This window comes from Bradyrhizobium sp. USDA 4486 (assembly GCF_054057995.1).
Window position 1 is genome coordinate 1167653 of record NZ_JBSRZV010000001.1, and the last position, 25454, is coordinate 1193106.

At 59.5% G+C, this 25454-nt stretch carries 27 protein-coding genes and 1 pseudogene; 18 read left to right on the forward strand and 10 right to left on the reverse strand.

Annotated features, from left to right (window positions below; translation table 11 throughout):
- Positions 1-12 precede the first annotated feature (12 nt).
- Positions 13-2100 (forward strand): annotated as a pseudogene (locus ACVWY3_RS05605) (3-hydroxyacyl-CoA dehydrogenase NAD-binding domain-containing protein).
- 16 nt (positions 2101-2116) lie between these two features.
- Here ACVWY3_RS05605 and ACVWY3_RS05610 read toward each other — a convergent pair.
- A complete protein-coding gene (locus ACVWY3_RS05610) occupies positions 2117-2905 on the reverse strand; it encodes an enoyl-CoA hydratase/isomerase family protein (RefSeq protein ID WP_456837566.1) in 789 nt (262 codons plus the stop codon).
- Between the two features lie 206 nt (positions 2906-3111).
- On the opposite strand from ACVWY3_RS05610, the gene ACVWY3_RS05615 reads away from it, so the two are divergent.
- Positions 3112-3912: an SDR family oxidoreductase gene (locus tag ACVWY3_RS05615; protein WP_456837567.1), complete on the forward strand. Its 801-nt coding sequence runs from the start codon at positions 3112-3114 to the stop codon at positions 3910-3912.
- A 123-nt stretch (positions 3913-4035) separates the two neighbouring features.
- Positions 4036-4509 (forward strand): MaoC family dehydratase, encoded by a 474-nt coding sequence (locus ACVWY3_RS05620; RefSeq protein ID WP_456837568.1) that lies wholly within the window; start codon positions 4036-4038, stop codon positions 4507-4509.
- A 133-nt stretch (positions 4510-4642) separates the two neighbouring features.
- Here the strand turns inward: ACVWY3_RS05620 and ACVWY3_RS05625 are convergent, their stop codons facing one another.
- Complete coding sequence (locus ACVWY3_RS05625) at positions 4643-5485, reverse strand: AAA family ATPase (protein ID WP_456843297.1); 843 nt, start codon at positions 5483-5485, stop codon at positions 4643-4645.
- 46 nt (positions 5486-5531) lie between these two features.
- On the reverse strand, positions 5532-6707 hold the full coding sequence (locus tag ACVWY3_RS05630) for a vWA domain-containing protein (RefSeq protein WP_456837569.1): 1176 nt from the start codon (positions 6705-6707) through the stop codon (positions 5532-5534).
- A 197-nt stretch (positions 6708-6904) separates the two neighbouring features.
- Here ACVWY3_RS05630 and ACVWY3_RS05635 point away from each other — a divergent pair, with 197 nt between their 5' ends.
- From ACVWY3_RS05635 to ACVWY3_RS05655, 5 genes are all read left to right on the forward strand, one after another.
- Positions 6905-7630 (forward strand): hypothetical protein, encoded by a 726-nt coding sequence (locus ACVWY3_RS05635; RefSeq protein ID WP_456837570.1) that lies wholly within the window; start codon positions 6905-6907, stop codon positions 7628-7630.
- A 138-nt stretch (positions 7631-7768) separates the two neighbouring features.
- On the forward strand, positions 7769-8260 hold the full coding sequence (locus ACVWY3_RS05640) for a DUF302 domain-containing protein (protein WP_456837571.1): 492 nt from the start codon (positions 7769-7771) through the stop codon (positions 8258-8260).
- A gap of 340 nt (positions 8261-8600) precedes the next feature.
- The gene (locus ACVWY3_RS05645; protein WP_456837572.1) at positions 8601-9227 is read left to right on the forward strand and encodes an autoinducer binding domain-containing protein; all 627 of its coding nucleotides are present in this window, start codon (positions 8601-8603) and stop codon (positions 9225-9227) included.
- Positions 9214-9759 (forward strand): aldo/keto reductase, encoded by a 546-nt coding sequence (locus ACVWY3_RS05650; protein WP_456837573.1) that lies wholly within the window; start codon positions 9214-9216, stop codon positions 9757-9759. The genes ACVWY3_RS05645 and ACVWY3_RS05650 overlap by 14 nt, the downstream gene beginning before the upstream one ends.
- A 45-nt stretch (positions 9760-9804) precedes the next feature.
- Positions 9805-10569 carry an SDR family NAD(P)-dependent oxidoreductase gene (locus tag ACVWY3_RS05655; RefSeq protein ID WP_456837574.1) on the forward strand — a complete coding sequence of 255 codons (765 nt, stop codon included), beginning with the start codon at positions 9805-9807 and terminating at the stop codon, positions 10567-10569.
- Between the two features lie 351 nt (positions 10570-10920).
- Here ACVWY3_RS05655 and ACVWY3_RS05660 read toward each other — a convergent pair whose 3' ends face one another.
- From ACVWY3_RS05660 to ACVWY3_RS05670, 3 genes are all read right to left on the reverse strand, one after another.
- Positions 10921-11427, reverse strand: coding sequence for an NUDIX domain-containing protein (locus ACVWY3_RS05660; RefSeq protein WP_456837575.1), 507 nt, complete (start codon positions 11425-11427; stop codon positions 10921-10923).
- 235 nt (positions 11428-11662) lie between these two features.
- Positions 11663-12862: an IS256 family transposase gene (locus tag ACVWY3_RS05665; RefSeq protein ID WP_456837576.1), complete on the reverse strand. Its 1200-nt coding sequence runs from the start codon at positions 12860-12862 to the stop codon at positions 11663-11665.
- 285 nt (positions 12863-13147) lie between these two features.
- Positions 13148-14167 (reverse strand): LysR substrate-binding domain-containing protein, encoded by a 1020-nt coding sequence (locus ACVWY3_RS05670; RefSeq protein WP_456837577.1) that lies wholly within the window; start codon positions 14165-14167, stop codon positions 13148-13150.
- Here ACVWY3_RS05670 and ACVWY3_RS05675 point away from each other — a divergent pair.
- Complete coding sequence (locus tag ACVWY3_RS05675; protein WP_456837578.1) at positions 14166-14606, forward strand: FAD-binding oxidoreductase; 441 nt, start codon at positions 14166-14168, stop codon at positions 14604-14606. The genes ACVWY3_RS05670 and ACVWY3_RS05675 overlap by 2 nt on opposite strands.
- A gap of 173 nt (positions 14607-14779) precedes the next feature.
- Here ACVWY3_RS05675 and ACVWY3_RS05680 read toward each other — a convergent pair whose 3' ends face one another.
- Positions 14780-15880: an IS4 family transposase gene (locus ACVWY3_RS05680; protein ID WP_456836948.1), complete on the reverse strand. Its 1101-nt coding sequence runs from the start codon at positions 15878-15880 to the stop codon at positions 14780-14782.
- Between the two features lie 51 nt (positions 15881-15931).
- Between ACVWY3_RS05680 and ACVWY3_RS05685 the strand changes: the two genes are divergently transcribed.
- From ACVWY3_RS05685 to ACVWY3_RS05695, 3 genes are all read left to right on the forward strand, one after another.
- The gene (locus ACVWY3_RS05685; RefSeq protein WP_456837579.1) at positions 15932-16885 is read left to right on the forward strand and encodes an FAD-binding oxidoreductase; all 954 of its coding nucleotides are present in this window, start codon (positions 15932-15934) and stop codon (positions 16883-16885) included.
- A gap of 985 nt (positions 16886-17870) precedes the next feature.
- Positions 17871-18161, forward strand: a complete 291-nt coding sequence (locus ACVWY3_RS05690; protein ID WP_456843298.1) for an ATP dependent DNA ligase — start codon at positions 17871-17873, stop codon at positions 18159-18161.
- 66 nt (positions 18162-18227) lie between these two features.
- Entirely contained in the window at positions 18228-18416 is a 189-nt protein-coding gene (locus tag ACVWY3_RS05695) for a hypothetical protein (RefSeq protein WP_456837580.1), read from the forward strand.
- Between the two features lie 1281 nt (positions 18417-19697).
- Here ACVWY3_RS05695 and ACVWY3_RS05700 read toward each other — a convergent pair.
- Positions 19698-20054: a hypothetical protein gene (locus ACVWY3_RS05700; protein ID WP_456837581.1), complete on the reverse strand. Its 357-nt coding sequence runs from the start codon at positions 20052-20054 to the stop codon at positions 19698-19700.
- Between the two features lie 377 nt (positions 20055-20431).
- Between ACVWY3_RS05700 and ACVWY3_RS05705 the strand changes: the two genes are divergently transcribed.
- From ACVWY3_RS05705 to ACVWY3_RS05725, 5 genes are all read left to right on the forward strand, one after another.
- The gene (locus tag ACVWY3_RS05705; protein WP_456837582.1) at positions 20432-20839 is read left to right on the forward strand and encodes a hypothetical protein; all 408 of its coding nucleotides are present in this window, start codon (positions 20432-20434) and stop codon (positions 20837-20839) included.
- A gap of 689 nt (positions 20840-21528) precedes the next feature.
- Positions 21529-21690, forward strand: coding sequence for a hypothetical protein (locus ACVWY3_RS05710; RefSeq protein WP_456837583.1), 162 nt, complete (start codon positions 21529-21531; stop codon positions 21688-21690).
- An 88-nt stretch (positions 21691-21778) separates the two neighbouring features.
- Positions 21779-21961 carry a hypothetical protein gene (locus tag ACVWY3_RS05715; RefSeq protein ID WP_456837584.1) on the forward strand — a complete coding sequence of 61 codons (183 nt, stop codon included), beginning with the start codon at positions 21779-21781 and terminating at the stop codon, positions 21959-21961.
- Positions 21962-22541: 580 nt separating this feature from the next.
- Positions 22542-22676: a hypothetical protein gene (locus ACVWY3_RS05720; protein ID WP_456837585.1), complete on the forward strand. Its 135-nt coding sequence runs from the start codon at positions 22542-22544 to the stop codon at positions 22674-22676.
- Between the two features lie 1081 nt (positions 22677-23757).
- Complete coding sequence (locus tag ACVWY3_RS05725) at positions 23758-24096, forward strand: response regulator (RefSeq protein WP_456837586.1); 339 nt, start codon at positions 23758-23760, stop codon at positions 24094-24096.
- 29 nt (positions 24097-24125) lie between these two features.
- Here the strand turns inward: ACVWY3_RS05725 and ACVWY3_RS05730 are convergent, their stop codons facing one another.
- Positions 24126-24323 carry a hypothetical protein gene (locus tag ACVWY3_RS05730; protein WP_456837587.1) on the reverse strand — a complete coding sequence of 66 codons (198 nt, stop codon included), beginning with the start codon at positions 24321-24323 and terminating at the stop codon, positions 24126-24128.
- A 365-nt stretch (positions 24324-24688) separates the two neighbouring features.
- Here ACVWY3_RS05730 and ACVWY3_RS05735 point away from each other — a divergent pair, with 365 nt between their 5' ends.
- Positions 24689-25048, forward strand: coding sequence for a nuclear transport factor 2 family protein (locus tag ACVWY3_RS05735; protein ID WP_456837588.1), 360 nt, complete (start codon positions 24689-24691; stop codon positions 25046-25048).
- Positions 25049-25058: 10 nt separating this feature from the next.
- Here the strand turns inward: ACVWY3_RS05735 and ACVWY3_RS05740 are convergent, their stop codons facing one another.
- Entirely contained in the window at positions 25059-25454 is a 396-nt protein-coding gene (locus ACVWY3_RS05740; RefSeq protein WP_456837589.1) for a response regulator, read from the reverse strand.

The following is a 25454-nucleotide window of genomic DNA, read 5'->3' on the forward strand; positions in this document are numbered from 1 at the left end:
GGGAGAGAGCGAATGAACCAGATTGTCGAAGTTCATAAGAAGGATGGAATTGCTGTCCTGTCGATCACAAATCCGCCTGTGAACGCCCTGAGTGTCGCAGTTCGGGTCGGCCTCGTCGAGGCGCTCAAGGCTGTTGCGTCGGACAATGAGGTGAAGGGTATCGTCATTGCGGGTACCGGTCGCTCGTTCATCAGCGGAGCGGACATCCGTGAGTTTGGCAAGCCCCTCGAGCCCCCGCTGCTTGATGAGATCATCGAGATGTTGGAGAAGAGCGCCAAACCCGTCGTCGCCACCATCCATGGCGTGGCTTTAGGCGGCGGCTTGGAACTGGCAATGGGATGTCATTTCCGGATCGCACGAATCGATGCAAAGCTTGGCCAGCCGGAGGTGAAGCTCGGGCTGATTCCCGGCGGTGGAGGCACGCAACGTCTGCCGCGCGCGATCGGGCCGGAGAGAGCGGTTCAAATGATCGTCAGTGGAGAGTCAATCGACGCAAAGCAAGCCTTGGACATCGGCTTGATTGATGATCTGTTTGCGGGGGACGCAGTTGCGGCGGGACGCGAGTTTGTTGCGAAGCTTGTCGCCGAGAAGAGGCCACTTCGTCGATTGCGCGACGACGAATCTAAGATGTCAGCGGCTCGCAAGGACCGGTCGAATTTAACGAGGCGGCTGCTGCGGCGAACAAGCGAACGCGTGGTCTCGAAGCGCCTCTCGCTTGCGTTGAGGCCGTTGGATGGTCGTTGGATCTGCCCTTTGAAGTCGGGTTGAAAAAGGAGCGCGAGACGTTTGTGCGCTTGATGAATGGCGACCAGTCACGAGCGCAGCGACACGTCTTCTTCGCCGAGCGCGAAGCCGGGAAAATCGCGGGAGTGCCGCTCGATACCCAACCGCGAATGATCGAGAGAGTGGCGATCATCGGAGGTGGAACCATGGGCGGAGGTATCGCCATGGCTTTTGCAAACGCAGGGATTCCTGTCACTTTGATCGAGGTCGGAAACGAGATCTTGGCGCGCGCCTTGGGCAATATCCGCAAGAATTATGAAGCGACTGCAGCCCGTGGCGGAATCTCGGGAGCCGAGATGAACCGCCGAATTGGACTGATCGATGGGGCCGTGGGTCTTGAGCAGCTGGGTGACGCAGACCTGGTCATCGAGGCCGTGTTCGAGACCATGGAAATCAAGAAGCAAGTATTTTCTGCCCTCGACAAAGCTGCCAAGCCTGGCGCAATCCTCGCAACCAATACGTCTTATCTCGATATCAATGAGATCGCAGCCGTCACAACCAGACCGGAAGACGTGGTCGGGATGCATTTCTTCAGCCCGGCCAACGTTATGAAGTTATGCGAAATCGTTCGTGGCAAAGAGGACTGCGCCCGACATCGTGGTCACCGCGAGTACATTGGCGCGCCGCATTGGCAAGGTCCCGGTCGTGGTGGGGGTATGTCACGGCTTTGTCGGCAACCGGATGCTGGAGGTCAGGATCAGGCAAGCGGACAAACTGTTGTACGATGGCGCGCTGCCGCAGCAGGTCGACTCGGTGCTGACGAAATTTGGCATGCCAATGGGCATATTTGCGATGGCGGACCTGGCGGGACTCGATATTGGTTGGCGGTCCCGCAAAGACCGCGGCGAGAAATCTCCCATTGCGGATGCGTTGTGCGAATCCGGGCGGCTGGGGCAAAAGACCGGCAAGGGTTATTACAAATACGAGAACGGGGCGCGAGCGCCCTTACCTGACCCCGATGTGGAAGCCCTCATCCTGGAGACCTGCCGCGGGCTGAACATTCGCCGACGCTCCATTAGCGACGATGAGATTTTCGAGCGTATGATTTATCCGATGATCAACGAAGGGGCCCGTATCCTGGAGGAAGGGGTTGCAGCCCGAGCGGGCGATATCGACATCGTTTGGATCTATGGGTACGGCTGGCCGATTTTCCACGGGGGGCCGATGTATTATGGCGAACAGATCGGCTTGCCGCGTGTCGCGGAGCGACTGACGTACTACGCGACGATTGACCGTGATCCGATGCTGCGACCTACCCCCCTGCTAGAACGGCTGGCATTCGCAGGGGAGTCATTTAGTAGAGCTTCAAAAGCATAAGGCAGAAGCCCGCTGATTATTTTCCCGTGAAGGAGACGGTGCCGCGGAAGTTCTTCGAGCCGAGCCGCGCCACCGCATCGACTCCTGCTTTGAAATCTGCGGAGTCGAAAATCGGCGGGCTGAGATCCAACAGGATTGCGTCCGCTGCCCGCACGCCCTGATCCAGAAAGGCGCGGATCATACGCTTGGTTGCGGAATGCGCCATCGTCGGACCATCGGCCAGGCGCTTTGCCCAGCGCTTAGCCTCGCTCTGAAGCGCAGAGCGCGGCACGACCCGGTTGATGATGTTCCAGCGCTCGAAGCTCGCCGCGTCGTATTGCTCGCCCGAGAAGCAAATCTCCCGAGCACGCGCGGGACCGCAGCGCTCCGCCAGAAGATGTGCACCGCCCAGAAAGGTGGCCGCTCCGATGTGCTGTTCCACCTGCGCGAACTTGGCATCCTCGGCCGCCACGATAACATCACATCGGAGCGCGATTTCGAGCGCAGCCGCCAGGCACAGCCCCTGAACGGCACATACGGTGGGAAGGTTCAGAGTTTCCATTCGCGTGACCATCTCGATGCCCCGACTGAGCATCTTTCGACCGGCTCTCCCGTCCAAACCGACGAAGGTCGATTTGACGTTCACGCCGCATCCGAAGTGATCACCTTCTGCCTGCACCAGGAGCGCCCTGACCCCGGATGACTCTGCTCGATCGAGAGCGTCAACCAGCGCGGCAAACATAGGGTTGTCCGCCAGGTTAAGAGGGGGACTATCGATCGTAATGACTCCAAGATTGTCTTCAGGCTCAAATCGAACAAGCGCCATGCACTTTCTCCCGCTGTTGCCTGGTCAGGTAAGCCCGGCAAATCGACCCCTGCCAGTCCAAGAATGAAACGGCGCTATTCATTGCCGTGGGCGTCTGGCCGCTGGCTCCCTATTCACACAGGAATAGCCCCGAACCACAATCTGTGTTGCAGGATTGCGCCCTGGGTTGTCTTCATTTCAGTTAGACTTCAAACAATCGAGTGGGAGTGAGCAAGGTGGGAAGCGTAAAGAAGGCTTTTGACCTCGAAGGCAAGTCAGCATTGGTCACTGGCGGCTCACGAGGTCTCGGTCTCCAAATCGCTGAGGCTCTCGGCGAGCTCGGAGCGAAGATTCTCCTTTCATCACGGAAATCGTCTGACCTTGAACAAGCGCAGAAGCATCTGCTTGGCTTGGGTATCAAGGCTGAATGGATAGCTGCTGATAATTCGCAGGATCACGATGTTCACCGGCTGGCTGAGGAGGCGGTAAAGAGGCTCGGACGGGTGGATATCCTGGTCAACAATGCAGGCGCGACGTGGGGGGCACCGACAGAAGACCATCCCATCGAGGCTTGGGACAAGATCATGAATCTCAACATACGATCGTTGTTCTTGCTCAGTCAGCAAATCGGTAAGCGGTCCATGATTCCCAACAAGTATGGGCGAATCATCAATGTTGCGTCGATCGCCGGCCTGCTGGGCAGCAGCGGTGAAATGCAGACGATCGCGTATAACACCAGCAAGGGCGCCGTTGTTAACTTTACCCGGGCGTTGGCGGGCAGTTGGGGGCGACACGGTATTACCGTGAATGCGCTGGCTCCCGGCTTCTTTCCCTCCAAAATGACGAAGGGCGTGATCGAGAGTGTGGGGGTCGAAAAACTCGCCTCCGGCGCGCCGCTGCAGCGCATCGGCGACGGCGACGATCTGAAGGGTGCGGCTGCTCTGTTTGCGAGCGACGCCGGCAAACACATCACCGGGCAGATCCTAGCCATTGATGGCGGCCTGACTGCGGTGCTGTCTTCATCATAAAAGCTAGGGCGCGTTCCAAGCGGACCGATCTTTTGTGGAGGCAGTTCCGTCCGATTGGAGTAGCTAACGCAAGATGGCGCTACTTCAAGAACGCGATCGGTCGAACAAGAAGCGGAACTGAAAATGTCTGTCATTGGTATGAATGAGTTCGTCGCTCTAGCGGGAAAAGAAATCGGGGTCTCTCGCTGGTTCGAAATAGATCAATCTCGGATAAGCGAATTTGCCGATGTCACGGAAGATTGGCAGTTCATTCATATCGACCCCGAACAGGCCGCGCGGACGCCATTCGGCGGTACGGTCGCGCACGGGTTCCTCACGCTCTCGATGCTGCCGGCTATGGCTTATGATGCAATGCCTCAAATCGAGGGGAGGGTCATGGCTGTGAACTATGGGTTTGAAAAGTTGCGCTTTGTTGCACCCGTGCGCGCTGGGAGCCATGTAAGAGCAAGGTTCAAGCTCGACCAAGTGACGGCAAGAAGTCCCAAGGAATTTTTGAGTAAGTCTGAGGTCATTGTCGAGATCAAGGGCTCGGACAAACCTGCGCTAGTGGCTGAATGGCTGGGTCTCTCGTATTTTGCTGAGCCGGTCACGATTTAGGCGCGCCTAAGGGCCGCGGCCTGGATGCGCGGCCTGCTTTCCACTGGATCATCCTGAGCTGATTGCGCTATCCGTATTGAACCCCGCGGCAGAAGCGACCCGGGGTGCGCTCGTCGGCCATTCTGAAACCGGATCAGACTTCGCGACGCGCGATAAAGGCAAGTCGCTCGAACAGGTGCACGTCCTGCTCGTTCTTGAGCAGCGCTCCGTGCAGCGGCGGGATCAATTTGCGCGGGTCGCGCTCGCGAAGCTGCTCGACACTCATGTCCTCGTTGAGCAGCAGCTTGAGCCAGTCGAGCAGCTCCGAGGTCGACGGCTTCTTCTTCAGCCCGGGCACCTCGCGCACCTCGAAGAAGATGCGGAGCGCTTCCTCCACCAGGCGTTTCTTGATGCCGGGGAAGTGGACGTCGACGATGCGGCCCATCGTTTCGGCATCGGGGAACTTGATGTAGTGGAAGAAGCAGCGGCGCAGGAAGGCGTCCGGCAGCTCCTTCTCGTTGTTGGAGGTGATCATCATGATCGGGCGCTGCTTGGCCTTGATCGTCTCGCCGGTCTCGTAGACATGGAATTCCATGCGGTCGAGCTCGAGCAGCAGATCGTTCGGGAATTCGATGTCGGCCTTGTCGATCTCGTCGATCAAGAGCACCGGGCGCTGCTCGGCGGTGAAGGCCTCCCACAGCTTGCCGCGCTTGATGTAGTTCTTGATGTCGGACACCCTGCTGTCACCGAGCTGGCTGTCGCGCAGGCGCGACACCGCGTCGTATTCGTAGAGGCCCTGCTGCGCCTTGGTAGTGGACTTGATGTGCCAGGTCAAAAGCGGCGCGTTCAGCGCCTTCGCCACTTCCTCGGCCAGCACGGTCTTGCCGGTGCCGGGCTCGCCCTTCACCAGGAGCGGGCGCTCCAGCACGATCGAGGCATTGACGGCGACCTTGAGATCGTCGGTCGCAACATAGTCCTTGGTGCCCTTGAACTTCATGACTTCGTTCTGATCCATCTTAGATTGGAGGTTGCTTGATCCGCCATCAGTGAGCCAGCTCCTTCATCGCATTCTCCAGCCCCTCGATCGTGATCGGATACATCCGATTGGCGAAGATGCGCTTGATGATGGTGGTGGATTCCGAATAGTCCCAGTGCTTCTGCTGCACCGGGTTCAGCCACACCGTGTGCGGATAGGTGCGGATGATGCGGTCGAGCCAGACCGAGCCGGGCTCCTCGTTGACGTGCTCGACCGAGCCGCCGGGCACCATGATCTCGTAAGGCGACATCGAGGCGTCGCCGACGAACACGACCTTGTAGTCGTGCGGGTATTTGTGCAGCACGTCCCAGGTCGGCGTGCGGTCAGTGAAGCGGCGCTTGTTCTGCTTCCACACGCCCTCATAGAGACAGTTGTGGAAGTAGAAATACTCCATGTGCTTGAATTCGCTCTTGGCCGCCGAGAACAGCTCCTCGACCTGCTCGATATGCGCGTCCATGGAGCCGCCGATGTCGAAGAACACCAGCAGCTTCACCGCATTGCGCCGCTCGGGGCGCATGTGCACGTCGAGATAACCGTGATTGGCGGTCTCGCGGATGGTGGTGTCGAGATCGAGCTCGTCGGGCGCGCCGGTGCGGGCGAATTTGCGCAGGCGTCGCAGCGCCACCTTGATGTTGCGGATGCCGAGCTCGACATTGCCGTCGAGATCCTTGAACTCGCGCTTGTCCCACACCTTCACGGCGCGGTTGTTGCGGTTCTTCTCCTGGCCGATGCGGACGCCTTCCGGATTGTAGCCGTGGGCGCCGAACGGCGAGGTGCCTGCCGTGCCGATCCATTTCGAGCCGCCCTGGTGGCGGCCCTTCTGCTCCTCGAGGCGCTTCTTCAAGGTCTCCATGAGCTTGTCCCAGCCCATGGCCTCGATCTGCTTCTTCTCTTCTTCTGAGAGGTATTTCTCGGCGAGCTTCTTCAGCCACTCTTCGGGGATCTCCGCCTTCTCCATGGCGTCGAGCAGGCTTTCCAGCCCCTTGAACACGGTGCCGAAGACGCGGTCGAACTTGTCGAGATTGCGCTCGTCCTTCACCAGCGAAGCGCGCGACAGGTAGTAGAAATTCTCGACCGAATAGTCCGACAGGTCGGCGTCGAGCGCCTCCATCAGCGTGAGGTATTCGCGCAGCGTCACGGGGACCTGCGCATCGCGCAGAGAGGTGAAGAATTGCAGGAACATGGCGCGCCTTAGGGACAGTGGGCGGCAACTTAGATCGAAAGGGACCCGAATGTAGAAAGAAGAATGAATAGCAGTTGCACACTACCGAATAACGAAATGCCTGGGTTTTCAGTCGTCCTCGCGAGCGACCGGCAGGGCCGTGGCTTGCCTTTTATAACTCTGATAATTAGAGTGACACGAGTTGCATGGGAGGACCAATGTCAAATCTCAGAGATATCCTGTTAGAGACTCACGGCGGGGCACAGTGGAAACGCTACCGGCGCATCCACGCAGATATGTCGGTCGTCGGATCTCTGTGGGCCCGAAAAGGCTGGCCGGAGGCGCTGAAGGGCGTTCACGTAGAGGCCGATATCGCAAACCAGCAGCTTAGTTACAGCCCCTTCACGGCCCCGGGCCTCCGTAGCTTCTATAGCCCTGATCTCGTCGCAATCGAGCGCATCGACGACGGCACTCGACTGCGAGAGCGAGCGAATCCCCGCAGCTCGTTCGAGGGCCACACGCCGGCGACTCCCTGGGATGATCTGCAGTTGGCCTATTTCAGCGGCTACGCCATGTGGAACTATCTGAATACGCCTTTCATGTTCGCTCTTCCGGGATTCGTCACTGAAGAGATTGAGCCGTGGAATGAGAATGGGGAGTTATGGCGGCGCCTCAAGGTGAGCTTTCCAGCATCGGTCCCGACGCATTCGTCGGTTCAAGTATTCCACGTCGGCAGTGAAGGACTCATTACGAGAATGGACTATTTCGCCGACGTGACGGGAGGAGTGCCGACCGCCCATTACATGTCAGACTACCGCGAGTTTGACGGCATCAAGATTCCGACCAAACGTCGCGCCTACCGTAGGAACGAGGATAACACGCCCATGGCGAATGGTCTTGGCGTCTCGATCGATATCTCAGACGTCAAATTCTCTGAGACTTGAGGGCCTATCGGATCGGTTCGTCTCACGGGTGCACGCCAAGGACGTCGCGCCCGTTGATGCTATCAAAAAATGAAGCGCTCCGGAATGAAGTCAGACAGCGTAGGCCGAATTCATCACAGCTCTTGGGAAAAAGCGACAATGGCGGTACGGAAGATCGAAATAGAACGCCTGACGATCGTTTCCTCTAAATCATTTGAAGCTGCAATCTCGGCTGTGGAGGCCGCGGTTGGGCGACCCGATATGAGAGAGTTCAGCAAATCGGTGAGAGAGGCGGCTAACTATGCTGAACTCAAGGCTCTGGTGGACCGGAGCGTTAGCGATCTCGGCCTGATGTTGTTCATGAAGCTGGATCTTGGTGCGGTGCTGCGCAGGGAAAGCGGTAGGGACGTGAAGGCCGTGCGTTTCATCATCGGCAACCCCTTGGTCATGAAGGAGATGGTGAAACATGTGCCCGATGCCGGGAGCTATGCGCCAGTCTCCGTGCTCGTGGACGAAAGACCAGATGGGGTGAACTTCAGCTACGATAAAGTGGAGAGTGTTCTCGCTCCGTATGGCAACGCCGAAGGCCTCGCTATTGCGCGCTCGCTGGATGATAAGGTGGAAAAACTAATGCGCCATGCAGCAGGCTGAAGGAGATCGCGCAGTAACGCGCCCCGACCCGGAACTCATGTTGGCCCCGCAAACGGAAGTCTTCCGAGCGGAAATAGAGCCGTGGCAACTTGTCCTTGCACTTGGCTCCATTCTGGTTGGCTTACTTGTTCTGATGCTTGATCTCCCAAGGGACAGATGCGCTGAAAGCCCAAAATGCGAGCCTGGTCGCTTGATCAGTCGTGAATAGCTAGCGAGCTTCCCTGGTCGTCGAGTGTTCCTGCATCGACACAGACCCAAACGCATGTGCGCGAGTGCCCCGGAAATCTCGCTCAGCGTGGCGCGAGGCCTTTTCCGGAACGGTTCACATAGAATGTTTCCCATGGAGAGCACATTTCAGGAGTTCGTGGATGCAATTCAGACAGCAGACGATGCACGTGCCTTTGAGCGGATCGCGACACGGCTGACCCAGAAACTCGGATTTGAGCGCTTCGCCTATTTGCGTCTGGACGGCGAAGCGCCACTGTTGATCTCGTCCTACCCGAGATCATGGACCAGCCGTTACTTTCAACTCGGCTACCAGCAGCTCGATCCCGTGATCCTTCGTGCCCGGGCCGAGCGGGATTTGTTCTGTTGGGGAGGTGCGGGGCGCATCGCTGCCGGAAACCGAGCGCAGCGCCAGTTTTTTGACGAGGCGACAACATTTGGAATCCGGTCCGGAATCACCGTCCCGATCAGAGGCGCATTCGGGCGCATGGCCGCATTCACGTTGGCGACCAGCCGTTGTCAAACCGAGTTCGATCAACTCGATGGTATCTGGAAAGACGTTGTTCACCAGGTAGGCCTGTACTTCCACGTCCACGTCGATACCAGGCTTGAACCCACGCTGCCCTCGCGACAGCGTGTTGGGGGCGAGCTCACCCAGCGTGAGCGTCAGTGCCTAGCGTGGACGGCGCAAGGAAAGACGGTCGCCGACATTGCGGTTCATCGACTTGATGCTCATTCATAGCCCGCAGCCCTGGACCGAATTCCGCAAGGGCGAGCACTATTTCGCAGGCAACCTCGAGGCTTGGCGCGCGCTCGAGGAAGGCCATGCCGCAGGCAAGCTGCGCGCGATCGGCGTTTCAAACTTCGAACAGGTCGATCTGGACAACATCCTCGAGAATGCGGCCGTGAAGCCCGCGGTCAACCAGATCTTGGCGCACGTCGGCAACACGCCGTTCGACCTGATTGATCACTGCCGCAGTCGCAATGTGCTGGTGGAGGCCTATTCTCCTGTCGCTCACGGCGCCGTCCTGACGAACTCAACACTGGCCGCGCTGGCCGCCAAATATGGTGTCTCCGTCGCGCAGCTCTGCATTCGGTACTGCCTGGAGCTCGGGCTCCTGCCGCTGCCAAAGACCGCCCGCCCCGAACATTTGCGCAGCAACATCGCCGTCGACTTCGAAATAACCGCCGAGGACATGGCGACGCTAAAGGCAATCGAGCACGGCGACTACGGCGAAGCGTCCAGGTTTCCGGTGTTCGGGAAGAGCCGATGACCGTCGCAAATTCCGCCCGCTAGGCTTGTACGATAGGAGAGCATGATGAATCCCCGCTACGATTTCGACGGCCAGGTCGCGCTGGTCACAGGCGCCGCTAAGGGCATGGGGCTGACAACCGCGCGGATGTTCGCTGAGAGCGGTGCTTCCGTCGTTCTTTGCGATCTGGACGGCGACTTAGCCGCACAAGCCGCGGACGAGATCGTCCGCAGCGGAGCCTCGGCGCTCGGATTGAGGTGCGATGTCTCCGACGAAGCGCAGGTTGCGGCGGCTGTCGATCGGGCGGTTGCCGAATACGGGCGGCTCGATATGGCGTTCAACAACGCTGGGATTCAGGTGCCGTCGGATGCCGCTGACGAGCCTATCGAGCAGTTCGATCGCGTAGTCGCCGTCAACCAGCGGGGCGTTTGGAGCTGCATGAAGCATGAACTCCGGGTCATGCGCAAACAGGGCTCGGGCGCTATCGTGAATTGCTCCTCGCTCGGAGGCCTCGTCGGCTTGCCGCAGCGGGGGGCCTATCATGGGACCAAGCATGCGGTGCTCGGCATGACCAAGAGCGCCGGCGTGGAATATGCGCCGCGCGGCATCCGGATCAATGCTGTTTGTCCGGGTACGATCGACACTCCGATGGTTGCGGACATGCTGCAAGGTCAATCCGATGCCATGGCAGAGGTCATGAAGCAGCAGTCGATCGGACGGCTCGGGCGCCCGGAGGAGGTCGCCGCGGCGGTACTCTGGCTGTGCAGCCCGGCCGCGAGTTTCGTCATCGGCATCAGCTTGCCTGTAGACGGCGGGTTCACTGCTCACTGATTGCGGGAACAAGTTATACTGATTTCCGTCCCTTCCTGGTCCTTAACGGTGATCGTTCGGGTGCGTCCCATGAGTCCGGTTGTGGCCCATCGCAGCCGCATTCCACGTCCGGGATATGTCGGCGGTTAGGGGTAGACCGGACCTGACTTAAACCGGGCCAAACCGTCACGATTGACCCGATTCAGACATGGGCGGCCAATCTTTGTTGTGACGCACAACACAGCCCCTCATGCCAATGATGCGCGCTCCCAGCCGTGCCAATGACATTCGTATCATCGGTCGCCATCCGCTCGCCTCGATCGGAAGCTTTCAGCCTTCAAGGATCGTGAACATTGCAGTAGCGTTGCGCGGTCACTCTGAATGGCAGCCCGGCGCAATCGTCCTGCCAAGATAGACGGCGACCGGCCCGGTTAGCGCCATGCCGCGCAACTCGCTCGGTGATATCAATCGTGCGTCGATGATCTCGCGGTTGTCGAGCCGTATCTCGGGCAGCCGATCCAGCCGTAGTTCAAAGAAATGCACTCTATCGTTTCGCCCTTCCCACAGGCCTCGGGCGTCGCCCATGGCGACCAGTGGGAGTGCTCCGGCGAGGCCGATCTCTTCTGCCAGCTCGCGGCGAGCTGCTACTTCAGGCGTCTCACCCTGCCGCACACTGCCGCCGGGGAAGTTCCACTCGACTCTATACGACGAGCGCACCAGCAGCAGTGCCTGACCGACGTAGACAGCCACAAGTGCCCCTTCATGCTGCTGGTGTCGCAGTCGCCACCAAATGCGGGCAAGCGGGAAACCGACGCGGTATGCTGTCCGCCAGGCAGCATCGAGAAGCGTGGAACGTCGAGTTTGTCCAAGGTCTGACATGGATCAACCTCTACTATCTTTGCCGGTAAGAAGGACAGTTTTTCACTGGCTCTCGGGCTGTTGTCCCAATCTTTTGGTGACCCTGAAGCCGAGCCCTCGACATTCGAAAGATGCCCACGTCCATATTGGTGCGAGCTGACAAAGGAGATCGAATAGCACTTGCCTGCTGGATCGTGTCCCCGGGCGTGGTGTAGCTGAGTGCGGTCACCGCATTCGCCGGCATGGGCCGGATCGGTCAGGTGGCGATTGCCGGGAAGCTGACGGCGGGATCATCGCCCAACGGGGCGATGGTTTCCAGTGTCATGTAGCGGCCGCGCTGGACCGCCCACTCGTCGTTCTGCTCGAGCAGGATCGCACCGATGAGGCGGACGATGGCGTCTTCATTGGGGAAGATGCCGACCACTTCGGTTCGGCGCTTGATCTCGCCATTGACCCTTTCGAGCGGATTGGTCGAGTGCAGCTTGGCGCGGTGCGCGGCCGGGAAGCTCATATAGGCGAGCACGTCGGTCTCGGCCTCGTCGAGGACGGTGGCAAGCTTGGGCAGCTTGGGGCGGAGCTGGTCGGCGATGCGCCGCCATTGCGCCCGTGCCGCCTCCGCGTCGTCCTGGGCAAAGGCGGTGGCAATGAAGGCGGAGACGACGCGCCGTCCGCTCTTGCCGGCATGCGCCAGCGCGTTGCGCATGAAGTGCACGCGGCAGCGTTGCCAGGTGGCGTTGAGAACCTTTCCGACCGTGGCCTTGATCCCCTCATGGGCGTCGGAGACGACCAGCTTGACCCCGCGCAGGCCGCGGCGGGCGAGCTTGCGTAGGAACGCGGTCCAGAACGTCTCGGCTTCGGACGGACCAATATCCATGCCGAGCACCTCGCGCCGGCCGTCGCTGTTGACCCCGACTGCGATGATCACTGCGACCGAGACGATGCGCCCGTTCTGGCGCACTTTCACATAGGTGGCGTCGATCCACAGATAGGGCCAGTCACCCTCGATCGGGCGATTGAGGAAGGCCTTCACCTTGTCGTCGATCTCACCGCACAGCCGCGACACCTGGCTCTTGGAGATGCCGCTCATGCCCATCGCCTGCACCAGATCGTCGACCGAGCGGGTGGAGACGCCCTGCACATAAGCCTCCTGCACCACGGCAGTGAGCGCCTTCTCGGCCATCCGTCGCGGCTCGAGAAAGCCCGGGAAGTAGGAGCCTTTGCGCAGCTTGGGAATGCGCAGCTCGACGGTGCCGGCACGCGTCTCCCAGCTCCGATCGCGGTAGCCGTTGCGCTGGACCTGCCGCTCCTGGCTCTTCTCGCCATACCCGGCCCCGGTCAGGCCCTCGACCTCCCGCTCCATCAGCCGGTGGGCGGCAAAGCCGATCATCTCGCGCAACAGATCGGCATCAGGGGTCTTCTCCACGAGCGCGCGCAGGTTCATCATGTCGTCGGTCATCGGTGGTTCCTCGAATCAGGTTGGTGTCGCAACCCAAACCTTACCGACGAATCATCGGTGACCACCCGCAAAGCCGCTCGCTCGCTACGGCGCTATGTGGGGGCGCGCGTCGCGAGCGGCTTCGCTAATCAGCTACACCACTCCTTGGGACACGACCGAGTTTGCCGTAGCCGACTTGTGCGCCCGCCGAGGCGATCGAATAGAGCTGTTTCCTGCTATGCGTGTCCGTTCGGGGTCCCTGAGGGGACCTGCCTCTGCGCCTTGGTGTGCTGTGTCGATCCGAGCCTATCGAACCGATAACAACCAGGCCGAGAATGCGCGAATGATCTTTTCGCGGGGATGGCTTGGCCTGCGGACGACGTAGAACTGATATCCGGGTAAACTGAGGTCAAACGCCTTTACAAGCGCGCCGGACGCGAGCTCGGCCGCCACGAGCACATCGCTAAAAATCCCGACACCTTGGCCTGCGACGACCGCCTCGATGGCGTGAAGCTCCTCTCGGAAACTCAGATGTTGCATGTCCGTGAAATCGGGCAGGTTGCGCCACCTGCGCCTGGCCACCGAGAGCCATCGCTGCCAGCTAGGTGGGTCTATGTCAGACGGAAACCAATAGGAATGAACGAGGACTTGCTTTCGAAGATCGGCCACATTCTTCAGCCGGCCTCTGGCGGAAAGCAATTCAGGGCTGCACACCGGCCAATACGTGTCGCTCAAAAACTGTTCTGCAATGCCTTCTCGCGGCGCTTGGCGGGACGTGGCATAGCGGATTGCGACATCCGCATCTCCCGCAGGTAAGTCAAGAACACTGTCGGTGCCGATGATATCGAGCGGTGCATCGGGACGCTGTTTTCTCCAGTGCGGCAGGCGCGGCACGAGCCATCGAGCGGCAAATGCGTTCGTTGTCGTGATGCGAAGGGCCTGCTGATCGTCTTTGCGCCTGATCGTGCCGAGCGCAGTGGCGAACGCCTCTAGACCATCGCGCACGACCGGAAAGAGCCGAGCGCCGGCATCCGTCAACGACAGGGGTCTCGGTCTGCGCCGGAATAGTGCCTTTCCGCAATATTGCTCCAACAAGCGCACTTGGTGGCTGATCGCAGTAGGCGTTACGCCGAGTTCGGAGGCGGCCTTCTTGAAACTCAGGTTGCGTGCGGCAGCCTCAAAGGCCCGTAGTTCGATAAGCGGCGGCAACTTGGTCATGCCCCAGCCTAGATGAATAATATTCATCTTCAAGTCAAATTCTTTGAATTTGCCTTTCGCGCAATGAGGGTGTGACAACTGACGAGGCGCAACGAAGGCATCGCACATGACGACAGTCCGATCGGTAGCTGCTGAGGCGGCGGAATTTGGCAAAACCTTCCGTGGCTTACTTATGCGGCCGGACGATGCGGGCTACGAGGAGGCAAGAAAGGTCCACAATGGGCTGGTCGACAAACGGCCTGCGCTCATCGCGCAATGTCGCGATACCTCCGATGTAACCGATGCGATAAGGCTCACCCAACGACTTGGTCTCGAGGTGGCGGTCCGTGGCGGCGGACACAATGTAGCAGGGCGCGCCACGATCGACGGCGGCGTGATGATCGATCTCTCGCAGATGAAAAGTATTGAGGTCGACCCGGAACGTCGAAGGGCACGCGCACAAGGCGGCGTGACCTGGGCAGAGCTTAATCGCGAAACTCAGCGACATGGTCTGGCGGTCACTGGGGGAGTCGTTTCGAGCACGGGCATCGCGGGGCTAACCCCATAGGCGTTAAGGTAGCGCAAGCATTGATTGATATTGACGTTTTCGGGGAGGCTCGCGCAGGTGCCGCCCGAGCGCTCGCTTACTGCGGCGCAAGCGGCGGATGGTTGGTTGTGGAATGATTGCTTGCAGCAAGGATGCAACGAGTTGTTGCAAGATACGCCAACCGCCAGGTGTCGTCAGGCGGCCTGCTTCCAGTGGGGAGAGTCCTCGAAGTCGCGGACAAGCGGCTCGAGCAGCAGGATAATCAAGAGGTGAGCCAGCAGGTAGGGCTTCGCCGAACGCTGATCAGTTCCAGGCGGTGTCTTGAGACCAATCAGGCTTTTCAGTCGCTTGAAGCCAAGTTCGATCCGCCATCGCAGTCGATAGAGTGCAAGCACATCCTTGGCGGAGAACTCGTCCCGTGCGAGCGACGTGACCAGAATGACCCAATCCGCGGCTTCCAGAGTCCCTTTGGAGATGATGCGGTTTTCGTCTCGTGCGTCTCGCCGAGCTTTACGACGCGAAGCCGCGGCCGCACCGGTGGGCTTCTTGACCGCAACCAGACGCATAGCCAGAGGCGCCCCGTCCTTGCGTTTGATCCAAATCCTCCGATCGATCAGTCCGCGTGCCTTTGCCGCACGCAATTGGGCCATCAGATCGAATGGAAGGCCTTGGGCATCAAGCCAGCGCGCGTTCTTCCAGCCTGCTCGGATCAGAACGTCGGCACCAGCCGCGCGGACAGCCGCGATGCGGTCAGGTTGCAGATAAGCGCGGTCAGCAATGCGGATCTCGTTCTTGACTACTGGTATCCGGTCAAACGTTTCGCCCTCTTGCTGATCCGTTAGCTCGAAGTGACCAAAGCGCTCACTTGGCAGATCAAATGCACTATGAAGCCGCCAAAGCTCACTGCTCCTGCGGGCAGTCGGCCCGGCCTGAGGTACTGTCGTCGCATCGACGATGCGGATCAGGCGGCCTCGGCTCGCCTTCGGCGCTGCCGCATCGAGCAAGCTCTCCACCAGCACTGCAAACCAATCGCCACATTGACGCAGGCGATAGAACAACGCCACGCTGCTGAGGTCCGCAAGGCCAACAGAAGCCGCCCACGCAGCTGTCGATCTCAATCCTCTTTCCCCTAAACAATAGGCCAGCATCAGCCGAAGCAACGCCACCGCGTCTGGAATTTGGCGCCGCCGCGCGAAAGCCTTCGTCTGGCGCGCGCTTATCTCAAGCTGCTCAGCCCCACCCAGCTGCGCAACCACTCTCGTCCAGTCCTCATTTAGAAGCGATTCGTCTGCCATGCCCCTTGGAATCACGTGTGATTCCAACACTCAAGAATAAACTTAACGCCTATGGGGCTAACCCTGGGCGGGGGTATCGGCTGGCTGATGGGAAAATATGGTCTGGCTCTCGACAACCTTACCTCGCTCGAATTGGTCAACGCCCAGGGCGAATTGATGCGCGCCAGCAAAACGGACGAACCGGACCTGTTTTGGGCTGCTCGTGGTGGCGGCGGCAATTTTGGTATCGCCACCACGCTAGAATATCAGCTTCACCCAATAGGGCCCACCATCACGGGTGGTCTGATCGCGCACCCGTTCGATCGCAGCCGCGACGTGCTGTCGCGGTTCCGCGAAAGCACATCATCGCTTCCGGATGAGCAGATCCTTGTCGCCACATTGGCGCATGCACCTGATGGCTCGGGCATGAAACTGGCGGCGATGGCGACGTGTCATTGCGGTCCGCTCGCAGCCGGTGAATTGGCAGTGCGTCCGCTCAAGCAATTCGGCACTCCAGCATTGGACGGCATCGGTCCCATGGACTACTGCGAGCTCAACAGCATGCTGGACGCAGGCTATCCCAAGGGGGCGTTCAACTACTGGAAATCCACCTTCCTGCGAGAGCTCAGCGATGACGCGATAGGGACCATGATCGCCTGCTTTGCCCGCTGCCCGACTCCCATGGGCCAGCTTCTTGTCGAGCACATCCATGGAGCCGCAGTGCGCGTCGGCGTCGAGGAAACGGCGTTCCCGCATCGACAAGAGGGCTACAACTTCCTGATCTTGACCCAATGGCTGGACGCTGCGATGACCGACCGGTGTATTGCCTGGACCCGCGATACCTACGCACAGATGGAGCCCTTCGCTGCGACTGGCAAATACGTGAACTATCTCGGGGAAGACGAAGGCATCGATCCCGCTCCCGCGGCCTACGGATCGAATTACCGTCGTCTTCGCGAGCTGAAGAGCAAATACGATCCCAAGAACTTTTTCCGCATGAATCAAAATATCAGGCCATTGGTCTGACTGAAATCGTGTTAGGGGCTCAAAGGGGCAATGTGGTCCATGCCTGACTAGGCGATGGCTCATTCGACCAAGCGCGTCACAGAGCCCAATGACTCCCATAGTTGGCGGCCGCTAGGTTCGCCGAACTGTCATCGCCACCAAGTCAATGATTTGCGCTGGGCCACTTCCGGTAATGGCCTATCGGCGAAGTGGCTGCACGTCTCGCTAAGGTCGGCCTAGCGGAGTACAGCAGACCGGATTTGCTCACGGTGATCTCTTCACGTTTTGACCCCAATGTATGGTCCGGCCGCGCGTTGCAAGAGGTTTCGTCAACCTGGCAGATGCGGTCTTGCATCAATGTATCCGGCCTCTGCTTGGAGCATGTGGTGCTCCGGGCCATCATGGATATCAGCGCGCATGCGAGCTGATTAGCGGACAGGCCTCGAACGGGCCATTTGGGTCACCAGTGTTCGCATGCGCCGGGAAGACTGATCCTCCATCGTCATCTCATCCTCTCGCAGACCTCGGCGGGTAAGGGTGTTGGTTACGTCATCGATCGTTCCTCACTTCGCCCTGTTCCTTTGTTCGTGCCTGGCGGTCGTTCCTTCGTCCCGGCCCGCGGGTGCGAAGGTGCGCCGCGCGCAAGGGCCGTCAAGGCCGGGCCGTCGTGCTGTCCCGACGTCTGGCGCTACCGCTGCCAGGCTGCGCCTTGACGGCCCCGAGCACGGCGCGAGGATCAGGCAGGTCGGGACGCCGTTTCATCCGTCTTGACGCATTCGAAGGCGCGTCCCTTGTTGAGGACCGACCACGCGATCCGGGCGAGCTTGTTGGCGAGCGCATCCTCTACAGCGAGCATCATGAAGGAGATGGGCAGGCGCTGTTCGAGGCCGCGAGCAAGCTGAAGTACGAGGGCATCATCTCCAAGCGAGTTGATGCTCCTTACCGGTCGGAGAGGGTGGAAGCCTGGCAGAAGATCAAGACCCTGCAGAAAGGCAAATTCCCCGTGGTGGGGTTCATCAAAGACCCGTCGGGTGTCGCTGCGCTCTACCTAGGCAAGAAGGAAGGGAAGGATCTGGGCTACATGGGCAAGGTCGGCACGGGTTGGAGCCGGACCACCTCGCGCATCAGGGATGCGCTCGACACTGTAATCAGCTCGAAGAGTAAATTGAGTAAGCAACTCAAGAAACCCAGAGCCACTTGGGTCGAGCCGAAGTTTGTTGCTGAAATCGCGTATCGCGACATAACCTCGGAAGGACTGCTACGCGCCAGCTCGTCCAAAGGTTTAACCCGGAAATAACTTATGTTCCTGCGGTGATCTGCACGCGGACGTACAATCAATACCCATCAGCAGAAGGAACATGCGATGGGATTGAAGCGCAGGCGATTCAAGCAGACCGATTCTCTAGAAACGCGACTCGAGCAATTTGCACAGGACATGCGTGAGCGGGCGGATGGAAAGCCTCCCGGCGACGAGCGCAACGCCTTGCTCAAGCGAGCACGCAATGCAGATCAAGCAATCGATATTGAGCGGCAACTTCGTCAGGACCACTAGGAGCGCCCGGAAAACTCTTGCCACCGCTGCTCCCGGGCCGAGGGCCGTTTCGGCAGTCGCCGCTTGATTGTCAATCGGCCATGTTGACGATCCGACCCTCCGAGCGCGCCGATCGCCGCGCTCACTGGCCGCCGGAAGCTCCGTTGTTCTTGCTAAGGTCAAACAACAAATGGGAAGAGGCGCCAGGGCCCTTCCTCATTATGACTGGCGAATGTACGAGTGGCACTGGGGGCACTTCCCCATTAAGCCACTGCTGCTCCTCGGCCAAAGCGCGCCACGCCGCCTCCATCCTCTGGAAGCGGCGCGCGGCGGGGGAGGTCTCGGCCTCCTCCGCCAGCTCGGCGCAGTTCTCGGCGCACTCCAGGTACTCTCTCGTTTGGTACATCACGCTACTCAGGCCTCAGTGGGTGTTGGACTCCAGCCATTTCTCAAGATCGAGATCCGGGCCGGTCCGGCGGAAGTTGGTCCTTTTCGGGGTTGCCCGTCCACGGTTTGTTGGTCTGCCTGTGGGTGGGCTCGTCGGTCTGCTGCCGAGGATCATCCGTCGGCGTCTGGCGGGGGTCTCGGTCGTTGGGGGCGTTTTCCATAGGGCGATAATGGGTGAACGCCACCCTCCGTTCCTAGGCGATCGGCAACCAGCCCGACCAGGCGTTTAAGGGTATGCAGCGCATTGCGATATTGGCTTTCGTGCTGGCAGTCGCCGTAATGCTCCGCCCGATGGGGCGGGGATGGCGGCGTGCAGAGCGCCGAACATGCCGAGCCAGAGAGACAATCGTCGGGCAGCGCCGGTAACGCGCCTCGTCCGTTGTTCAAAGGTTTCTGCGTCGAGAAGAAGAAAACGGCCAAAAGGCCGGCGGGCCAAGAGGGGTTAATTCGGGTCACGCGGTCGTTTTACGCGAGACTTGTTTCGAAGAAGCGGCCTCATGATCTCGGTCGTCGTGAAACTTGTTTCGAAATCCTCCGGCAACAACGGCAGGTCGTTCGGGTCGGCGCCGTTGCAGATGGGCAGGGAGCGCCGGCTGCTCCACAACCGCAAGCCAAAGGTCCTTCCCAAGGCCGGTCGCGATGGTTCTCGCAAACCCAGTGGGTATCGGCGCAACGTACGCACGCCACTTTCGTTCTCCTCTAATGCTTCGTCGGCTCTTCCTCGATCTCCTGGCCGTGCAGATGATCAAGCAGTGGTCAAGCTCGCGCATGTCGAATATCTGACCACAGATCGTGCAGAGGACGTAGTGATCAGCTTCGCGTTGCGGTGGTCGAGCCCCGACGGGCTTTCCTTTGTCAGACATGGCTATCGATCCTCAGCGGCAGAGCCAGCTGCACGCCGATACGTCGGCCGAGCTGGCTCTCGACGAAATCATTTAAGCCGTCGGAGATATCTCGACCTTCGGCGGCCATTCGCCGCTCGATCTCTCCGGCGATGTCTTCAGATGCATCTCGTGACCAGCCCTCAACCGGGTTGAAAGTGACGATACGTAGTACCTGACTGTATTGACCGGCAAGCAGGTCTTCGATCAAGGCCGCGCGGTCGATGCCCTCGTCAGTCTCACGAAACACAGCCCCGTCCCGGAACTCCTCCAGCACAAGGTAAAAGTCCTTGTCGAGGCGATCATTCGGAACGATGGAAGGGAAGGCCATACGCAAAACTCCAGTGCCCAGAGTCCAAACTAGGAGGCGCGCAGGGAGAAGGCGAATCACTGCGCGTATGCCTTCCAAGAAGGTCGGAAGCGACCCCGGGCCGCCAGGGTTATGGGAGGACACGGCCATGGGGTCGCTCCGCCAGTCCGGCGGCGAGCGTGAGCAGATAGGCCCGGCTGCGTCTTGGTCTGGAGGGTCCAAACGGCTAGGGCCGATGTCTGCCGGAGAGATCCGCCGCGGCAGCATGCCAAGGGTGCACATGCTGCTCGAGCTCTGCATTAAACCAAGTGAAAAAAATGGACACGTCCGCCTCGCCGCTTGTGGAACAACTGTCCAATTTAACTTTCGCGGCGTGAAAGGCGGGGCGGGCGACGCGAATGCTTCGGCTGGAAAGGCTTCTCATCTTGACGCTCGTTGGTGGCGCTCTCGTTGCGATCATTGTCGCGATCTTCGAATGGCGCGCGCCGCCATCGACAGGGATCGTCTCAACAGGCAGTAAACGATTGCGATATATTCGTTCGTCAGGCTGCGAACCTTCTGCCTTCGAGGCTCAGCTCGTACCGCAACCCGACCTTTATAAGCAAACCGGCCTCGATCATCTGCTGCGCCAAGAACAAGCTGCAGACTGGGTACGCCCCGCCCGGATGGTAGAGCCACTTACCTCGCGCGACCAGATGCCTATAGAGCAGCGCGAGCCGCAGCGGCCTAAGCATTCCCGGCGAGACATTCGACATTCCTGCAAAAGTGTCCGGAAGCGACGTCGTTCCTCGGTAGCGCTGCTCTGAGCCGCAATCAGGAACTTGTGCAAAAGAAGCCGGTTCGTGCGAGCGGGGGCATGAAACGAGCCGCGCGATGTCGTTCTCCGATTGCATCTTGCCGTCCTGTCCGCAGTGCGGGGCTTGGCCGATGGCAGTCTCTGGTCCTGTGTCAGGCTTCTACCGGCTAGTCCAGTTTCAATGTCCGCGCTGCTTGCGTTGCGAAGTATTCGATACCGGCGGCTCAGAGGCCACTGGTGGCGAGCATTGGCCAGCAAAGGCAGGACGAAGTCGGGCGCGACGCCTTCGCAGCCAAGGATGTGCAGCAGGTTAGTTATTCGAGCGAGCTTGCCCTGGCCTCAGCAGCCTCACGTAACTTCCGCTCTCGCGCAGCTCGAAGCAGGGTGCTCGACAACCAAGGCCGCAGCGAAGTCCATCGCTGCGGCCCGCGCAAGGTCAAAGAACCGGGTGAAACGATCTACGTGAACTATGGAGCCAGCCCCGGTTTGCCGAATCTTCCCGGCGTCGTTAGTTCCCGCGATCACAAATGTGAATCCGCCATGGCAATAGTTAGGAAGCGGCGCGCTTCGCATTCGTGTTAGCGTATGTCGTGTCGCGTCTTTGCCCCCATTGGCGTGGCGCGCGCCGCGGGCCTGTTCCAGAGCAGAGCCTGCGGCTTTTTTGTGGGCACTTTTGGCCCGCCTATGCATTTTGCGCCCATGGAAGACATCACTGCCAGATACCTCCGCGAAGCGAAGGCTTGCTTTGATGAGGCAGAGAAAGCCACTCGCACTGCCGACAAGCAGGCATGGCTAAAGCTGGCTGAAGAGTGGATGGCGATGGCGGAGAAAGCACAAAGGCGGACCTCTCGCGAGCATTAAGCGCCGCCGTCCCCATTCGATTCCGAGTGTTGAATTGATTTGCCAGCGTCCTGATTGGCCCTAAGCTAGTTCCTGAGGGGAACGCGCCATGAAGGACATGCTCGAACACCTCGCCACGTTGCGCGAGCAGATCGTAAAATGCGAGCAGTTGAGAGATACGGCCAAGTCGCAGATCAAGCGAGCGGCGTTCGAGCGGGTGGTCTCTCACTACAAGTTCCTCGCTACAGAGCTCGAAAGAGCGATCGAGCAAGTAAAGGCCGAGAATGACTAAGGCCGAGGGATCTTGCACACATTGTCGAATGTACACTTTGTAACACAAGTGATGGACGCGAACCGCATCGAGGGCCACGGTGCTCCTGATGCATCCTCGATCCGAGTCATATCGGTCGCTTGAGGCCCTCTGCCGCCATCAGGCGGCCGTCTCAACTACCCCGGCGGCCAAGCTGGAGCTGTTGGAAATGGCTCGCGAATACAAGGTCTTGGCGGATTGGTTGGATCGCCACTGGCCTGAGCAATAAGTTCAGTTCTGAACCAAAGCAATTCGGGGTAGTTTACCTTCCATCACCGGCCAAGCCTCTGCCGGAGGCGTCGTTGGCTGAGAGACCGAGAGCGCTCCCGCCTGCAAAGCGAAGGGAGCGCCGTCATGGCTACTCACGAGCAAATACACGGACTGGCTTCCGAATCGCAGAAGAGTGCGCTCGCATTCGATAAATGACGGCGCAAGCGGCTGAAGCGCTCAAGTTGCCTAAGCCAGACACGTTCCTAAGTCGCAAGCCCACGAGCCGTTCCCCATGCAGCGGAGACTTGATTTATCTCAAGCGGCGCGTGCGTCCGCCGCGGACCATCGAGCCATGCCCGACCCCGACAAACAGATTGAGGGTAAGGAAGCCAAGCCGTCCCGGCTGGACGAGGCGCGGCGCATCATTGAGGAGTACGCCGCCGACCTCCGAGAGATCATCCAGAGGCTGCGCCGCAAGATGAACTAGCCCGCTTAGTTGGCGGCTCTCGATTTGTCAGTAGCCGCACATAGGTCCCGTGCAGCTCGAGCCAGCCGTGCTCGACTGCATACCTGATGCCCGCGACAAACTCCGGGACTTTGGCGGTGATCACGAAAGGCCGCAGCGAAGTCCATCGCTGCGGCCCGCGCAAGGTCAAATGAACCGGGCGAAACGATCTAGGTGAACTATTCAACCAGCCCCGGTATGCCGAATCTTCCCGGCACCTCCAGTTCCCGCGACAACAAATGTGAATCCACCTGGCAGGCGGACAGCAAGAGTGATCGCCTTACTGTCAGGAGTGTGGAGAAGCTAAGCATGTGGTCAGAGAGCGCGATCAGAGCGCTGCTTATGTCCAAAGGGATACAGACCGGATGGCCGAATCTTCCTAGACTTTAGCTACCTGGGCGGCGCCCCCCATTACCGTCGAGGCTTCCAACGGCTCCCGCGGATGTGCTGGGGCCGTTTTTTTGCTTGCAGCGCACAACCTGAAGAGCAGCTATCGGAACGACGCGTGTGTTGTGGTCGCCTCAATTGGCGGCCTAGACGGGCCTTTGCTTTCCTACTGGTCGTGGGTAGGAACCAACCTTTCGGGCGATGCGTTTACCGTGCGCTTCTGGCCCCCGCGTCCCCAACCCGTGGCCAGAAGAGGAAATGGCGGCTCCAGTGTTGCCCAACCTGGAGCCGTAGTTATTTGTGCGCCAGCTCCCTGGCGTGGCGGCCGTGGCCATAGCCCCAAGCTTTCTTCACCACTCGTCGTGTGTGGATTTGGCCACACTTCTGGGAATGCAGAGCAATCCAAGGAACCCAGGGGCCAACATCCGCTTGTGTTGCCGGTGACGGCCTCAGTCCCACGAGGCAAGAGCCTGTCCGGAGGCCCGAGCATCATCATGCCCCCCGGCCCGATGCTGGGGCCGCCACGACTTCAGTTTCTGTACGAGGCGCGATTGGACAAGACTGGAGAACCGCTGCACGGAGAAAGGCCAAAGCCTTCGGGCCGGCTTAGCAGCGTGGATCTTCGCACTCTCGCGAGCGCAAGGAATGTCACTCGGTAGTAGTTGAGGGGTAGCCAATGGCTTCGGTGTTTTTGGTGGAGGATGAAGTACTCATCCGCATGATGGTGGCCGACATGGTGACGGATCTTGGCCATACCGTCGCGGCCGAAACTGGTGATTTGCCTTCGGCGTTGGAGCACGCCAACAACGCGGTCTTTGACGTGACTGTGCTAGGTGTAATGCTAGGGCGTGACAGCATTGAGCCTGTGGCGAAGGCTCTCGCAAATCGAAATATCCCGTTCGCATTCGCAAGCGGCTTTGGCGCGGACGGAGCGCCAGAACAATTTCGCGAACGGCCGCGGCTGCAAAAGCCTTTCGAGCAGCTTGAACGCTGCATCGCTCGATTGCTGGCCTAGTTTGAAAAGACAACAGACCGCGCCCGCCCTCAGTTAGCGGAGGATAGACGCGCTATTTCTGACGGGCTTGGTGCAGGAAGGCCATAATCTTTCGCTCGTTTGGCGGCAAGCTTGCGATAGGCTTGCGCCTGTGTAAGCAGTTGCTCTCTGAACATCAGATCGCGTTCGCTTGCTGCCAATCGTTCAAGCTGAACAGCTCGCTCTAGATATTCGACCAACAGCTTCATTGCGCGCGCCCTCCATGGGCCGTCTAACTGGCCAAGCGCAGCATTTGTTCCTATGCCGGAACGCGCGCGATCATCGAAAAGTCGACATCGGTCAATCGCGACGGTTTCGCCCTGTTTAAGTTAGGTCGGGTCTATCCCTGACAGCCTACATATCCTAGGCCCTGGGGCGTGGCAGCCATGGGGCCACATGGAGACCGGTCACAGCGTCCGACACGGGCATCACAGCCAGCGGATAAGTATGCGCCTTATGGCATTCGGTATATGGGCTTGGCCGAGTGAAAATCAAAGACTTCGCCAATCGACTGGCGCAGAGAATCAGCTGGATACCCCGGCCAATCTCTGTTTCTCGCGGAGGAGACGCTCGTATGTCTTTTGACCCGATGGCCGCCGCCGTCGACTGGCTCGATGCCTACCGCGCAGGCGATATCGAAGCGCTGCTCGAAATGTACGCCGAAGATGCCATGGTCTACTGCGATTGTGACCAATTGGCGATCTCCGGCAGAGAACACCTGCGAGGCTACTGGACTATCCATCTGCAGGAACACCCAGCTGCCGAGCTGGACGATCTTCAGCCCTCGCACGGTGGCGCGATGATCTCGTACGTCAGCGGGGAAAACGTGGTGCACGCGGTCTTGGACTTTAATGATGCGGGGAAAATCAGGACCCTGAGCTGCAGGCCGACACATCAGGCCTCGTCCAGCTCCTGCCAAGACGAAGTCTGCTAAGGGTCACGGGTCACGAGCGGCGGTCGCCGCCACTATCGTACAACGTCTGGTCACCTGCGGACAGCAGCGCCCGCAACTTTTCGTTCAACTGGTCTACAGAAAAGGGTTTACCGATCGCGGGCGCATCTCTGAACTCCTCCTCCAAACGTGGAGCGCCATAGCCCGTGCTGAACAGGAATGGGATTCTTCGCTCGCGCAATATGCGCGCTACAGGGAAAACCTGCTCTCCAGCCAGATTGACGTCAAGGAGTGCCAGATCGAAAGACGCGGTAGTTGCAAGCTCGCATGCCTTTTTCACATGGGCTGCGGAGGCAACCACCTTCAATCCCAATTCGTCGAGCATGTCTTCGACCATGAGCGCAACTAACGCTTCGTCTTCGACGAGGAGAACCCTGGTGCCGGACAT

Excerpts from the sequence above, each read along its gene's own strand:
- ACVWY3_RS05695 (WP_456837580.1), top strand. The coding sequence starts at position 18,228 with ATGGGATTGAAGCGCAGGCGATTCAAGCAGACCGATTCTCTAGAAACG.
- ACVWY3_RS05645 (WP_456837572.1), top strand. The coding sequence starts at position 8,601 with ATGGAGAGCACATTTCAGGAGTTCGTGGATGCAATTCAGACAGCAGAC.
- ACVWY3_RS05650 (WP_456837573.1), top strand. The coding sequence starts at position 9,214 with ATGCTCATTCATAGCCCGCAGCCCTGGACCGAATTCCGCAAGGGCGAG.
- ACVWY3_RS05685 (WP_456837579.1), top strand. The coding sequence starts at position 15,932 with ATGGGGCTAACCCTGGGCGGGGGTATCGGCTGGCTGATGGGAAAATAT.
- ACVWY3_RS05725 (WP_456837586.1), top strand. The coding sequence starts at position 23,758 with ATGGCTTCGGTGTTTTTGGTGGAGGATGAAGTACTCATCCGCATGATG.
- ACVWY3_RS05735 (WP_456837588.1), top strand. The coding sequence starts at position 24,689 with ATGTCTTTTGACCCGATGGCCGCCGCCGTCGACTGGCTCGATGCCTAC.
- ACVWY3_RS05700 (WP_456837581.1), bottom strand. The coding sequence starts at position 20,054 with ATGGCCTTCCCTTCCATCGTTCCGAATGATCGCCTCGACAAGGACTTT.
- ACVWY3_RS05635 (WP_456837570.1), top strand. The coding sequence starts at position 6,905 with ATGTCAAATCTCAGAGATATCCTGTTAGAGACTCACGGCGGGGCACAG.
- ACVWY3_RS05740 (WP_456837589.1), bottom strand. The coding sequence starts at position 25,454 with ATGTCCGGCACCAGGGTTCTCCTCGTCGAAGACGAAGCGTTAGTTGCG.
- ACVWY3_RS05710 (WP_456837583.1), top strand. The coding sequence starts at position 21,529 with ATGGAAGACATCACTGCCAGATACCTCCGCGAAGCGAAGGCTTGCTTT.
- ACVWY3_RS05730 (WP_456837587.1), bottom strand. The coding sequence starts at position 24,323 with ATGAAGCTGTTGGTCGAATATCTAGAGCGAGCTGTTCAGCTTGAACGA.
- ACVWY3_RS05715 (WP_456837584.1), top strand. The coding sequence starts at position 21,779 with ATGAAGGACATGCTCGAACACCTCGCCACGTTGCGCGAGCAGATCGTA.
- ACVWY3_RS05630 (WP_456837569.1), bottom strand. The coding sequence starts at position 6,707 with ATGTTCCTGCAATTCTTCACCTCTCTGCGCGATGCGCAGGTCCCCGTG.
- ACVWY3_RS05720 (WP_456837585.1), top strand. The coding sequence starts at position 22,542 with ATGCCCGACCCCGACAAACAGATTGAGGGTAAGGAAGCCAAGCCGTCC.
- ACVWY3_RS05625 (WP_456843297.1), bottom strand. The coding sequence starts at position 5,485 with ATGAAGTTCAAGGGCACCAAGGACTATGTTGCGACCGACGATCTCAAG.
- ACVWY3_RS05665 (WP_456837576.1), bottom strand. The coding sequence starts at position 12,862 with ATGACCGACGACATGATGAACCTGCGCGCGCTCGTGGAGAAGACCCCT.
- ACVWY3_RS05675 (WP_456837578.1), top strand. The coding sequence starts at position 14,166 with ATGACGACAGTCCGATCGGTAGCTGCTGAGGCGGCGGAATTTGGCAAA.
- ACVWY3_RS05660 (WP_456837575.1), bottom strand. The coding sequence starts at position 11,427 with ATGTCAGACCTTGGACAAACTCGACGTTCCACGCTTCTCGATGCTGCC.
- ACVWY3_RS05705 (WP_456837582.1), top strand. The coding sequence starts at position 20,432 with ATGCTTCGGCTGGAAAGGCTTCTCATCTTGACGCTCGTTGGTGGCGCT.
- ACVWY3_RS05640 (WP_456837571.1), top strand. The coding sequence starts at position 7,769 with ATGGCGGTACGGAAGATCGAAATAGAACGCCTGACGATCGTTTCCTCT.
- ACVWY3_RS05670 (WP_456837577.1), bottom strand. The coding sequence starts at position 14,167 with ATGTGCGATGCCTTCGTTGCGCCTCGTCAGTTGTCACACCCTCATTGC.
- ACVWY3_RS05680 (WP_456836948.1), bottom strand. The coding sequence starts at position 15,880 with ATGGCAGACGAATCGCTTCTAAATGAGGACTGGACGAGAGTGGTTGCG.
- ACVWY3_RS05610 (WP_456837566.1), bottom strand. The coding sequence starts at position 2,905 with ATGGCGCTTGTTCGATTTGAGCCTGAAGACAATCTTGGAGTCATTACG.
- ACVWY3_RS05620 (WP_456837568.1), top strand. The coding sequence starts at position 4,036 with ATGTCTGTCATTGGTATGAATGAGTTCGTCGCTCTAGCGGGAAAAGAA.
- ACVWY3_RS05655 (WP_456837574.1), top strand. The coding sequence starts at position 9,805 with ATGAATCCCCGCTACGATTTCGACGGCCAGGTCGCGCTGGTCACAGGC.